This window comes from Fischerella muscicola PCC 7414, from assembly GCF_000317205.1.
GTDB classification, from domain to species: Bacteria; Cyanobacteriota; Cyanobacteriia; order Cyanobacteriales; family Nostocaceae; genus Fischerella; species Fischerella muscicola.
In genome coordinates, this window is record NZ_AJLK01000161.1 from 21,610 (window position 1) to 34,579 (window position 12,970).

The 12,970-nt window shown below is 41.9% G+C and carries 10 protein-coding genes; 4 read left to right on the forward strand and 6 right to left on the reverse strand.

What is annotated here, in order from left to right; genetic code table 11:
- Positions 1 to 22: 22 nt before the first annotated feature.
- Together minD and minC are read right to left on the reverse strand one after the other, a co-directional pair.
- Positions 23 to 829 (reverse strand): septum site-determining protein MinD, encoded by an 807-nt coding sequence (gene minD, locus UYI_RS0125365; RefSeq protein ID WP_016869490.1) that lies wholly within the window; start codon positions 827 to 829, stop codon positions 23 to 25.
- A 49-nt stretch (positions 830 to 878) separates the two neighbouring features.
- Positions 879 to 1,955 carry a septum site-determining protein MinC gene (minC, locus tag UYI_RS0125370; protein WP_016869491.1) on the reverse strand — a complete coding sequence of 359 codons (1,077 nt, stop codon included), beginning with the start codon at positions 1,953 to 1,955 and terminating at the stop codon, positions 879 to 881.
- Between the two features lie 636 nt (positions 1,956 to 2,591).
- On the opposite strand from minC, the gene UYI_RS0125375 reads away from it, so the two are divergent.
- Positions 2,592 to 3,920, forward strand: a complete 1,329-nt coding sequence (locus tag UYI_RS0125375; protein WP_235148018.1) for a S8 family peptidase — start codon at positions 2,592 to 2,594, stop codon at positions 3,918 to 3,920.
- A gap of 96 nt (positions 3,921 to 4,016) precedes the next feature.
- On the opposite strand, the gene UYI_RS0125380 is transcribed toward UYI_RS0125375, so the two are convergent.
- From UYI_RS0125380 to UYI_RS37195, 4 genes are all read right to left on the reverse strand, one after another.
- Positions 4,017 to 5,363, reverse strand: coding sequence for a four-carbon acid sugar kinase family protein (locus UYI_RS0125380; protein WP_016869493.1), 1,347 nt, complete (start codon positions 5,361 to 5,363; stop codon positions 4,017 to 4,019).
- 7 nt (positions 5,364 to 5,370) lie between these two features.
- Positions 5,371 to 6,036: a hypothetical protein gene (locus tag UYI_RS0125385; protein ID WP_016869494.1), complete on the reverse strand. Its 666-nt coding sequence runs from the start codon at positions 6,034 to 6,036 to the stop codon at positions 5,371 to 5,373.
- 208 nt (positions 6,037 to 6,244) lie between these two features.
- Complete coding sequence (locus tag UYI_RS0125390; protein ID WP_016869495.1) at positions 6,245 to 7,534, reverse strand: Glu/Leu/Phe/Val family dehydrogenase; 1,290 nt, start codon at positions 7,532 to 7,534, stop codon at positions 6,245 to 6,247.
- A 509-nt stretch (positions 7,535 to 8,043) separates the two neighbouring features.
- Positions 8,044 to 8,202, reverse strand: a complete 159-nt coding sequence (locus UYI_RS37195; RefSeq protein WP_157226389.1) for a hypothetical protein — start codon at positions 8,200 to 8,202, stop codon at positions 8,044 to 8,046.
- Positions 8,203 to 8,656: 454 nt separating this feature from the next.
- On the opposite strand from UYI_RS37195, the gene UYI_RS0125400 reads away from it, so the two are divergent.
- The 3 genes from UYI_RS0125400 to UYI_RS0125410 all read left to right on the forward strand — a co-directional run bounded on the left by UYI_RS0125400 (position 8,657) and on the right by UYI_RS0125410 (position 12,967).
- Entirely contained in the window at positions 8,657 to 9,838 is a 1,182-nt protein-coding gene (locus tag UYI_RS0125400) for an RtcB family protein (protein WP_016869497.1), read from the forward strand.
- Positions 9,839 to 10,499: 661 nt separating this feature from the next.
- Positions 10,500 to 10,955 carry a response regulator gene (locus UYI_RS0125405; RefSeq protein WP_016869498.1) on the forward strand — a complete coding sequence of 152 codons (456 nt, stop codon included), beginning with the start codon at positions 10,500 to 10,502 and terminating at the stop codon, positions 10,953 to 10,955.
- Positions 10,956 to 10,957: 2 nt separating this feature from the next.
- Positions 10,958 to 12,967 (forward strand): hybrid sensor histidine kinase/response regulator, encoded by a 2,010-nt coding sequence (locus tag UYI_RS0125410; protein WP_016869499.1) that lies wholly within the window; start codon positions 10,958 to 10,960, stop codon positions 12,965 to 12,967.
- Positions 12,968 to 12,970: the final 3 nt, after the last annotated feature.

Here is a 12,970-nt window from a genome sequence, read left to right on the forward strand (position 1 = left end):
TATGGACAGATGGGGAAAAATATCAAATGATTTTTGTCCACAACAATCTTCTAAGACGAGAGAAGATGCTGTCGCTGGGTGAGTCGAGTTCAAGAAAATCGACCGTTTCACCTTCCAATCTGCGAGCAATGTTATCAAAGGCTGTAGCCGCTAAAGAGGGAGTTTCTGCTAATACTAAAGGTTCGCCGCGATTGGTAGAGACTATAACGCGCTCATCATCCGGAATGACCCCAATTAGAGGAATTGCCAGAAGTTCCTGAACATCCTGCACAGACATCATATCATTTGCCCGTACCATTGCGGGTTTGATCCGATTAATTATTAAATGAATGCGCTTGACACCTTGTGCTTCTAATAACCCGACGACGCGATCGGCGTCTCGGACGGAAGCAATTTCTGGTGTGGTAACAATTAATGCTTCTTTAGCTGGGGCGATCGCATTTTTAAACCCCATTTCAATACCTGCGGGGCTATCAATAATCACATATTGATACTTTTGTGCCAATGCATTCACCAGCAACTTCATCTGATCAGGGGTGACTGCATCTTTAGTACGGTTCTGTGCTGCTGGTAACAAGACCAAATTTGGTTGGCGCTTGTCTTTTACCAATGCTTGTTCCAGGCGACACTCCCTAGCTAAAACTTCTACCGCCGTGTAAACGATGCGATTTTCTAGTCCTAGCAACAAATCTAAATTTCTCAAGCCAAAATCCGCATCAACTAATGCTACTTGACGCCCGATTTTTGCTAAAGCCATGCCTAAATTGGCTGTACAAGTGGTTTTACCCACGCCTCCTTTACCGGAGCTTATCACAATAATGCGAGTCATGACACAAACGCGCTTGATGATGTTTCTGTAAATATATAACACTAGAGCTTTATAGCTCTGGGTTCATCCTATTAAATTGGGTCTTAGAAAAATCACTAGCCCTACCGATACGAATTCCTTGGGGTGTGACGTATGCCACCTCAGGATAGAACTGCATTGGTAATTTTTCTGGCGCTCTAGCAACAGCATCTGCGATCCGCAACTGGGTTGGTTCCATTTGCAAGGCCATAATCAGACACTCACGATTGCCCCCAGCACCAGCATGAGCAACTCCTCGGAGACGACCCCAAACGAGAATATCACCATCTGCAACTACGATACCACCTGGATTTACATCTCCTAAAATAATTACGCTACCAGGATGGCGAATTTCTACACCAGAACGCACCGTCATTTCTAGATATAGTGCTTCTTTCGAGGGTTTTTTGCTGATTTTAGATTCAGAAGCCAGGATATTTTCTCGTTGTATTTGTTCAACAGAGTAGCCAGCAGTAGCTGCTGCGATCGCTGTTTGGCGACGACTGGTAGCAACCGATTTCAGTTGCATTTGCACTTCGCTCAAAGTTTCAGCAAGTTGTTGCAGTTGTCTAGCATCTAAAAGGCGATCGCCTGCTACCAAATGCACAGGAGTATTAGGTGCAGTGAAGCGATCGCTACCATTGAGTCTTAACTTTAACTGTTGCCAAATTTCATTCCAATTGCGTTCCGAAGCAGACAGTTGCGATTCTGTGGGTAAAATTAATAAAAATCTTCCCTCCTCTGTTTTCATTTGAACTTGGCTATTTTTATTGACCCCATTTTCCAGTGGAGGTGATTTAGGGGGTTCTTTATCCACAGGGTCAACAGGCAATTCTGCATCCACAACCGTATCAGACTCTACACTAGCAACAGCAGAATTTGATTCTGATTCAGTAAGAACAGAATTGGACTTTAAATACAGTAGAACAGAATTGATCTCCGCTTCTGGAAGTATAGAACTTGACTCCGCATCAACAGCTACAACAGATTTTGTCTCTGTATCAGCAACAGTAAACTTTACCTCTACATCACAAAGGCTGGAGATTGATTCTGTATCATCAACAGCAGAATTTGACTTGAGATTGGGGATAGCAGAATCAGAAGTCATGCAGCATTAGCCTAAAGAGAGAAACTGAGCAACTACCAATATTAAATTATTTGTCTTTGATACTGCCTTCTCGCAAGTTGCAAATTATGAAACTGACCTGAGGCAGAACGAATTCTTTTCTTGGAAAACTCACGTTAATAATGCATCTTTACCCTGGCTTGGTATAAGAATTTAGCACAAATTATTCCCAAATGTTGGAAGTTATATTGGCAACAAACCATTTGAACAGAATTGCAGAGGACTAAATTGTTTAGTATAAATTTTTTCTAAAATCTTCAGCATAGCTGTCTTTCTTCAGTCCGCTTCCAACCAAAGCTAGCGAAGTTACCTCTTTTCAATCAAAAGTATAAATGTACACGATTAACCCTATATGTTGTGTAAATTTATTTAACAAAAACCTCTTGTTTATCCGCTGAAATACGAATTAAGACAAATTGTGATGGTAATTTTTATTTTATAGGTTGCACTAGCGGTTCTCTTTTTATCCAAATTCCAATAATATTAAGTTCCTCGTTTAGAAGGATTTTTGTCTAACAAGGATTATAAGTAATGAAATTAGGTTCAACAATCCATTCATGTTTATTATACTTTTCCTGTTTTTCATATTTATCTATAGCCCTTGTCAGCTTTAAAACGTTGATAGCTCCTGCTCATGCTCAGATCAGTCCTCCTGGTAATGGCTTTGGACAAACTAAAACTCTAGATTTTGATAACCTAATTTCTAAAGCCAACAAATACGGTACTGTCAGAGTCATCATTGGTTTAAAAGCAAATTTTATACCCGAAGGCAGGCTAGCAACTTCTTTGGCTCAGAGTCAAAGAACAGCGATCGCCCAAAGACAAAATGTCATCTTGAGCAAGCTTTCAACTTACAAACCCGCTGTAATCACCAAGTTTCAGACGATTCCCTACTTTGCTGCCCAGCTCAATGCTCGGGCTTTGAAGGTTCTTCAATCTGATCCAAACATTATCAGTATTCAAGAGGACATAGCTGTACCAGCGACGCTGATGGAAAGTATTCCTATAACTAGAGCTAATAATGCTTGGAGTAGTGGGTTTACGGGTGCAGGGCAAACAGTTGCCATCTTAGATACAGGTGTAGACTCCAGCCATCCTTTTTTAGCAGGCAAGGTAGTTTCAGAAGCTTGTTATTCCACTACTGATTCAACCTACCAAAGTACAAGTTTATGCCCGAATGGATCGGCTCAACAGGTGGGTACTGGTTCCGCAGTTAATTGCACCAGCACCATTGTTGATTGCGATCATGGCACCCATGTGGCTGGGATCGCTGCGGGTAATGGCTCTAGTTTTTCTGGGGTTGCCAAGGACGCTAAGATTATTGCTATTCAAATCTTCTCTCGATTTGATTCTGCTGAACAATGCCAGCCGCTTCCATCACCCTGTATCTTGAGTTACGCCAGTGATCAAATACGAGCTCTAGAACAGGTTTATAACCTCCGTTCCAGTTTCTCAATTGCAGCAGCTAACATGAGTTTGGGAGGGGGTAGCTATACGACTAACTGTGATGCTAGCTATGGAAACCTCAAGGCAATCGTCGATAACCTCCGTTCTGTTGGTATAGCTACTGTCATTGCTGCCGGAAATGATGGTAGCATTGACGGTCTAAGTTTCCCTGCTTGCATCTCGTCAGCAATTAGTGTCGGTTCTACCAAAGACGGTAGTTCTGGCGGTAATGCTGATGAAGTATCGAATTTTTCTAATAGTGCTTCATTTCTATCTCTTCTGGCTCCAGGAGAAGCAATCTACTCCTCGGTTCCGGGTGGTAATTACGCTAATTTCTATGGAACTTCAATGGCAGCTCCCCATGTAACAGGAGCTTGGGCTATTTTTAAGCAGAAGAACCCATCTGCTAGTGTTGCGGACACTCTTGCAAATTTTCAAAACACAGGCATTCCTGTAACTGATCCGAGAAATGGTATCCAAAAATCGCGTATCCGTCTTTGAAAATAGGGATCGGGGATCGGAAATTGGGCATTGGTATTGGTGTTTATTCTCCCCCTCCCTTGTCCCCCGTGTCCCCCAAGTCGTCCCCCTTGTCCCTTACTTAGTTTTTTGACTCAGTCGTTGATATACAGTCGCCAAGCCATTAGCATCACCGACGTTACCTGGAAATAGTACCACTGGTAAATTAGGAAATTGGGGATGGTCAGCAGGAGTCCGCACCATTGAACAACCTGGTAAAATTTGACCAAGTAACCGGGCAGAAGTCAAGGCTAAGCCTGTACTCAAGACATCGTTAGAAGTTATACCACCTTTACTGATCAAAAATCCTAAATCTGCTGGCAAACCCCGTACAACATCCATCAATAAACGGGAAACCTTAGCCCCAAATTGTAAGCGTGTATTCACATCTTTAAAAGTAAGTTCTTGGCGACTGGTGTAAACTACTGGTGTTTTGCCAGCTGCATGGGCAGTGCGAACACTTTCGAGGACTTCGGTTAACAATCGGGCAGATTGATCCACATCATCTAACAAACGCGCCACATCAACTTCAACCCCGAATGTACCTTCTACTCGTAGTAGTGCTTCTAGCTGCTGAGTAGTTTTTTTGACATGAGAACCGACAATCACTGCTCCTGGCTTACCATTGCGTACATACTCAGCCATATTTTCTGGAGCGATCGCTTGCGGGGGTAAAGCAGCCAAAGCTGTTAAGATACTAGCAGCACTGCGAAATAAAAAGCGTTTCCCTTGACTGACTGCCGATAATACATCTTGGGCAAAACGATCTAAATCCGCTTGAGTTTCTCCATCGACAACACAGCACTGATTACCACTCAGATTCATCAAGGCTTCTAAGCAGCCATTACGGATATCTGCAAGTAAAAATCTTTTTACGGAGTCTGCCTTGATCTGCCCTTGTGTTTTTTCCTCCACATATTTAGGTAAGTAACTGTGATGGTAGCCGAACACAGAATCACGAGCGAATTCTGTTTCATGAACAGGTTTAGGAACACCATCAACAATTAGATAATGTATGCTGTCGCGGGTAATACGTCCACCTTCAAAAAATGCTGGTACAAGAAAATGAGCATCAAAAGGACCGAGTTCTTGAGCAATAACATCGGTTTCTATCGGGTAATGTCCCCGCAAAGTCGAGTCAGAACGACTGACGATGAGAAATCCTTCCCTATCGCCTGCTTGCGGGGGTGGGGGGGTAGTCCCTAAAGCTGCTAGCAAATTCTGACAAACTTGCCTGGTGACAGATGCAGCCGACTCAGGTGGTAACGCTCTTGTATTTGTTAGTACAAAGAAAATTGGTGCATCGTCTTGCAATCCCAGGCGTAAAGTGTCCACATCCCAACGCATTAGCAGCAAACAACTGTGGACTGTTTGCGAACCTGTTGGATCATCATCAAGGACGATTATTTTTGGTTTTATGGTCATTTGTATATTAAGGGAGCGACTGTTGTAATTTTCTTATCTGGCTTTGTATATCCAAGTCAATCTGCAATGACTGATTGAGAATTTGAGCATATTCTCCAGTGGAACTGCTAATTTGTAAGGCTTGGAGATTAGCTAAATTATTGACGAACAGTTCTTGTTGCTCAGGAAGCAGTTTTTTATTATCTCTTAATACTCGCTCGATTTTCAAAGCCCGAACTAAATCTTCTCTTACCAATTCCAGGGCAGTAATAACAGTTTGTCTGTCATTGATATTATTTTCTGAATTGTCAGAAACTGCTAGCTGATCGAGATTATCTACCGCTTGTACAACTGCATGATATTTATCAACTTCATTTAAAAGAATGATCAATGTCTTAGGATAGCGAAAACGTCGCCACAACCAACGTCCAAGTACAACTGCAATTGCGACAGCGATGAGTAAAACGATTCCTAAGCCAATGTTGGAACCAATCGTCAGAGTGATTAACGCATAAATCAAACCGCCAATTAATAAAACTAGCAACAGCGTTTCCCGCATTTCCTTCATCAAAAATGCAAATCGTTGTTTGCGATTTGCCATCATAGAAGGTAGGAGAAAATCTTCTGGTTTGACGCCAGTTAAACGTTTGAGTTCTCCCTTAGTTATTTCCAAGCCTAGTAAATCCGGCTGCACGACATAGATACTCCCTTCCAATTAAAATACAAATTAAATTTGCTCTTGTGGCTACTATAGGAATAAAAAAGTACTTAGGAAAATTTTAAGCGATCGCTCAGTGTTTTTGGCAGAGACGAACACAGATGCACACGGATAAACACCGATAATCTATCTGTGTGTATCTGTGTGCATCGGTGGTCGATATACTTAATCTTATCTGCTAAGTTCAAGGATACAAACCCCGATCAGTGAGGGCTTGGGCAACCCGACCAACTCCCAAAGTATAAGCTGCTAACCTTAGAGAAATTTGCCGTGTCCTTGAGTGCTTAATCACTTGGCGATATGCTTGCACCATTAGGTGTTCCATTTCACGGTTAACGCGTTCTTCATCCCAAAATACATAAGAAAGACCTTGCACCCACTCTAGATAACTCACCACTACGCCGCCAGCGTTAGCCAAGATGTCTGGTAATACCGTTACACCCCGCGCTTCTAGTGCTTGGCTTGCCATCAGAGTCACTGGCCCGTTAGCCGCCTCTGCAACTATCTTGGCTTGCACCTGATTCACATTTTCTTCTGTGATTTGGTTTTCCAAAGCTGCGGGAATTAAGACATCACAGGGTAAAGTTAGTAACTCAGCGTTGCTAATCGGTACTGCATCTGGGAAACCAACAACACTCCTGTGGTTCCCAGTCGCATAAGCTTTCAAAGCAGGGATATCAAGACCTTCTTTGGAATACACTCCTCCAGACCCAGTCGAAACAGCTATCACCTTCGCTCCAGCTTCGTGGAATAATAAAGCCGCTGCACTGCCGACGTTGCCAAAACCCTGGATAACTACTCGCACGTCCGCCAAGGATTTGCCTCGATCAAGTAGAGCCTCTCTGACAATGATCATTACGCCGCGTCCTGTTGCCATTTCTCGTCCCCGTGAACCACCGATAGACAGGGGTTTACCAGTTACAACTCCTGGCACAGCATGACCAACATTCACAGAGTAAGTATCCATCATCCAAGCCATTTCACGGGCAGAAGTACCCATATCTGGTGCAGGGATGTCTATACTGGGGCCAATATCTTTGATCAATTCGCTGGTGTAACGTCGTGTTATTCGTTCTAGTTCACCAACACTATAACGTTTTGGATCTAGAGCAATGCCTCCCTTTGCACCACCGTAGGGAATACCAAGTAGCGCACATTTCCAGGTCATCAACATTGCTAAGGCTGATACTTCTCGCAGTGTTACCGCCGGATGGTAACGAGTACCACCCTTGTAGGGGCCTAAAACATCGCAGTGCTGCACCCGATGTCCTGCCAAAATCTGTATTTCGCCACTATCACGTTTTACGGGAATGGATACTGTAACTACCTTACGTGGATGACTAAGTACTTCCAACAGACCTTGATCTAGCTTTAATTCTCGTCCTGCTGCTTCCAGGTAGCTACAAGCTTGGTCTAATGGGCAAATATACGCTGGAGAAGGAGCTTCCAGTGGTTGTAGAGATGTTGAAATCATAGAGTCTCCCAATCACGGTTCTATAAAATCCTTATCGAACCGGATGTATATATCTAGACTAGCCTTTTTTTTGGAAAAAAATAGAAATTTTGTAGTTTATGTTACATTTTCTCTGGAAGTAGCTTTTTTGGCTAGTCCAAAGGTAGTAATATAGTGTGACCAGAGATACACATAGATGAACACAGATAAAAAACATACTTATTATCTGTGTTCATTTCCTATTTGATTTTGTCTTTGAGGTAGAACTATATAAGTAATACCAATTCGCTAAAAGAATGCGACAGATAGGCCATCTTGTAGAGACGCGATGAATCGCGTCTTTATCCAAGGATGTGTTGCAATCATTAATTGAATTGGTATTAGTGGAAAATAGGGAAAAGTTTTTTACCTGGTGAGGTAATTTGAAAAAGGCAGAGGAGTCACTGCGTCCTTGGTGGTTCCACGCTATGTGACGCCAGTCACTCATGGGAGACTCGGGGGGATTGGGGGAGAAACCACGGCGACGGCGCTTAAAGTTCGGACACTCCTTCCACACCCGCGCCTCCTCTACGTAGCCGTCGCTGGCTCCTCCGTTGTCGCACGTGACGTGGCAGTAGGCAGCTATGCTGAAGTAAAGAAAGTTTTTTCATCCGTTCTGATTTACGTAGTTCATAAGATGATGTTGACATTTGTACTACAAAATACTACAATTGCAATACAAGCTCTTTCCTGACTATAACTAGTGATTAATACTGAAAAATCTTATGATTGTTGGCTAAAATACTAACAATTCATAAATAAGTAACTACGCAGTATTAATTCACATATTCTTTCTTTCTTGCCTATGGTTAAGAGTGCAGATTACCTGTCTCCACCAACGAATTTAATTTTGTCCAACTACTGGTCTGTGTCATTAATTCTGAGAGGTTTGTAGTGAGCGATTTATCGCTAAATTTTAAGGGCTAAAGTCCTGACTACGAACTTTCACAACTCATCAAAACTAATGACATAGACTACTCACAACGACATAATTTCTGAGGAGTTGCGAGGGGACAGATCCCTAACTTTTTTAAACAGTCGGGGATCTGGCAATATCTCCAACAAACAACTATTAACTATTAACCACCAACTATTTTTAAAAATATGCCTTACGAAAAATTAGAAATTTCTACATTATCTCCTGTTTTATCTTGGGCAAATCATCCTTTGGGAACAGAAGAAACCAAGATGGCGAAAAACGTGGCATCGCTACCATTTGTATTTAAACATGTAGCATTAATGCCAGATGTTCACTTGGGTAAAGGCGCCTTAGTAGGTTCTGTAATTGCCACTAAAGAAGCAATTATTCCTGCGACTGTCGGTGTTGATATTGGTTGCGGAATGGCTGCAATCAAAACACCATTTAAAAGTGAACAATTAGAAGGTAAGCTCAAAAAAATTCGCTTAGATATCGAAGCTGCAATTCCTACAGGTTTTAACGAAAATAAAGAAGTAGAAAAAGCTGTAACTAACTGGCAAAGATGGCGAGATTTTAAAGACTTGCATCCAGGGGTACAAAACTTGCAAGAAAAAGCGATGCGACAAATGGGTTCTCTAGGCGGAGGTAATCATTTTGTTGAAGTTTGTCTCGATACAGAGAACCAAGTTTGGTTGATGCTGCATTCTGGTTCCCGCCATATCGGGAATATGCTAGCACAGTCTCATATTAATACAGCTAAAGAATTAGCAAAAATGGCAGGTAATAATTTGCCTGATCCAGATTTAGCTCATTTTGTGGCTGGTACACCAGAATTCCAAACATATTGGCATGATTTACAGTGGGCGCAAGCATACGCACGTTTTAACCGCGATGTGATGATGGCACGTTTCAAACACATTATCGAAAAGCATTTAGCAGGTGGGAAAGCGACAAAACTTTTACTAGAGGTAAATTGCCATCATAACTATGCTGAAAAAGAAGTACATTTTGGTGAGGAAGTGTACGTAACTCGTAAAGGTGCGGTGCGTGCCCAAACAGAAGATTATGGCATTATACCTGGTTCGATGGGGGCAAAATCCTTCATTGTCAAAGGTAAAGGTTGTGCTAATAGCTTTTGTTCTTGTAGTCACGGTGCTGGCCGTTTACTATCAAGAAATAAGGCAAAAAATGTCTATACTCTTGATGATTTAATTGAGCAAACAAAAGGGGTAGAATGTCGTAAAGATACAGGCGTTTTGGATGAAATTCCCGGTGCTTATAAACCTATCGATGAAGTGATGGCAAATCAATCTGATTTAGTGGAAGTTGTAGCTACACTCAAGCAGGTTATTTGTGTGAAAGGTTAAATTGATTAGTGTGCGTCTATTTAGAAACCTGGTTTCTGGAATAAACCAGGTTTTTTTTAATGGTTTATTATGTCTGATACCATTTCACAAAATTCTTTATACAAATCTTCACGCCAGATACTACAAAGCTTTGCTTTGGGTTTCCACGGTAGTGGGTAGAACTATCTCTTTCAAGCTGACTCATAAAACCTCTTTTTTCCTCTGCTAACTCTGTGCCTCTGTGGTTTAAAAGTAATTTATTTAACCGTGGAGATCAGAGAACACAGAGATAAGAGGTTACAGAGGAATTGATGGCGCAAGAATTTTTACCCACCTTCAAAGGGCTAATGAGTAGGACTTACGCCTTGACAGGATAGATAAAATGTGAATTTGCAGGCTTGAGGAAGGAAACAGACAAACGCTATCAGGCGATCGCTGACCGTGGCGTTGATACCCATGAGGATCGTTAAAAACCAAAAGAAAAATGCTCTGGCTTTAGACTTGAACTCATCTCTACTTCCGACCCCAAGCCAAGTGTTTCTTCACAGGTGAAGGGTGAAGGATGAAGTATAAACTATGAAGTATTAAATAATTTAGTTTTTATCCCTTTGCTCTTTAGCCTCACCCTACCCTACAGAAAGCCCCTGCTAGATCATCTACAGCTTTCATCCTTCATCCTTCTATGATTGGCAATAGCACTCAATTAATACTTGTAATTGAAGACAGCGACGAAGATTTTGAAGCTTTACGGCGAGTGATGTACCGTCAAGAAGTATTAAATCCTATTCTTCGTTGTGCTGATGGCGACGAGGCACTAGATTATCTTTACCACACTGGAGCCTACGGCGATCCTAAAACTGCTCCTCGTCCCTCACTCATTTTACTTGACCTGAACTTACCAGGAACAGATGGGCGAGAATTATTAGAACAAATTAAGCAGGATCAAAACCTCAAAGATATTCCTGTTATAGTATTTACTACCTCTGCCAATCCCAGAGATATCGAAATATGTTATCGCAATAATGTAGCTAGTTATATTCTCAAACCAATTGACATTAATAAATTAAAACAAACGCTACAAAACTTCCTTGCTTATTGGTTGGATATTGTGGTTCTTCCCGATAATATCAGCAGGTAGTCATGGTGCAACAACAGTTAATCATTTTAATTATTGATGATTGTTCGGAAGACCGCGCAGTCTATCGTCGCTATCTGTTGCAAGACCCACAATACAACTACAAAATTCTAGAAGAGGAAACAGGGGAAAGCGCCCTACAACTTTGTCAGCAACTCCAGCCTGACAGTATATTATTGGATTTTTTGTTGCCGGATATGGATGGGCTGGAATTTCTCAGAGAATTAAAACAGCAGAGCAACGGCAGTATGCCAGCTGTAATTATGTTAACAGGACATGGTAATGAAACTGTTGCTGTGCAGGCAATGAAAAGTGGTGTTCAAGACTACTTGGTTAAAGGAGATATCACAGCAGAGAGTTTACGCTTTACTATCCACTCTGCGATTGAAAATGTCCAGCTACGTCAGCAGTTGCGACGTAGTGAAGAACGTTTTCGTACCTCCGTTGAAAATATGCTGGACTGTTTCGGTATTTACTCAGCAATTCGCAATGAAGCAGGGGAAATTCTAGACTTTAGAATAGATTATTTGAACGCAGCAGCTTGTGAATCTAACCTGATGATCAAGGAAGAACAACTAGGTAAAAGTTTGTGCGAAGTTTTACCTGGGCATAGAAAATATGGCTTGTTTGAGCAGTATTGTCAGGTTGTAAATACAGGCAAACCGTTTGTGAAAGAATCACTTATTTACACAGATATATTTGGTAAACAACAATTCACTAGAGCCTTTGATATCCGTGTGGCTAAGTTGGGAGATGGCTTTGTGGCATCTTGGCGGGATGTCACCAAAAAAAAGCAGATAGAACAAGCATTGCGAGAAAGCGAAGAACGCTATCGGTTTTTATCTGAAGCAATACCACAAATAATATGGATTTGTGATGCGAACGGTGAATGTGAATATCTCAATCAACGATGGTATGAATTTACCGGACAAGCTGTTGAGCAAGGGATTGGCTCTGGTTGGTTGGAAGTTGTGCATCCAGAGGATACGCAACGAGTCATGCAAGCATTTACACAGTCTTTAAATACAGGAAAACTGTACGAAGTAGAATTGCGCTACCGCTGTCATGACCAAACCTATCATTGGTTTTTAGCTAGAGCTTTGCCCAAAAAGGATGAGCAAGGACGGATTGTGAAGTGGTTTGGCACAAGTACAGATATAAATGAGCGTAAACAATTAGAAGCAGAACGTACCCGTCTTTATCAACTTGAGCAAGCTGCTCGTGCGGAAGCAGAAGCAGCAAATCGTGCTAAAGATGAGTTTGTGGCTATGGTATCTCATGATCTGCGTTCTCCTCTCAATGCCATTCTGGGTTGGGCGAAACTGCTACAAAGTCGTAGACAGGATGAAGCAACTACTATCCGTGCTTTGCAAACTATCGAACGTAATGCTTTATCTCAAGCAAAACTCATAGATGATTTGTTGAATATGTCACGCATACTCCGGGGTCAGCTAGAGTTGCAGTTATGTCAAGTCAATCTCGTTACTATTATCCAGACAGCATTAGAAACTGTCTACCCAAGCGCTGACGACAAAAATATTTGTCTGGAGTCTAAGCTTGACGATGCAGTTCCACCAATTATTGGTGATCCGAATCGCTTGCAGCAAATTTTAGGAAATGTGCTTTCTAATGCTATTAAGTTCACTCCCGAAGGAGGGCGAGTGGAAATACGATTAGAGCAAGTAATAAAATATACAAATAGAGGACATGGGGATAAAGTGACAAGGGAGACACGGGGCAATGCGGATAAGGAGAGTATGAGGAATAGATTCTCTATGTCTAACTTCTATGCTCAAATCACAGTTACTGACACAGGTATCGGTATCAGTCCTGACTTTTTACCTCATATTTTTGAACGTTATCGTCAGGTAGAATCCCACAAACAAGGTGGTTTAGGATTGGGTTTAGCGATCGCTCGTCATTTAGTAGAATTGCATGGCGGAACTATCGAAGCAACTAGCGATGGTGAAGGTAAAGGTACAACTTTCACCATCTTGTTGCCATTTAGGGGTTAGTTG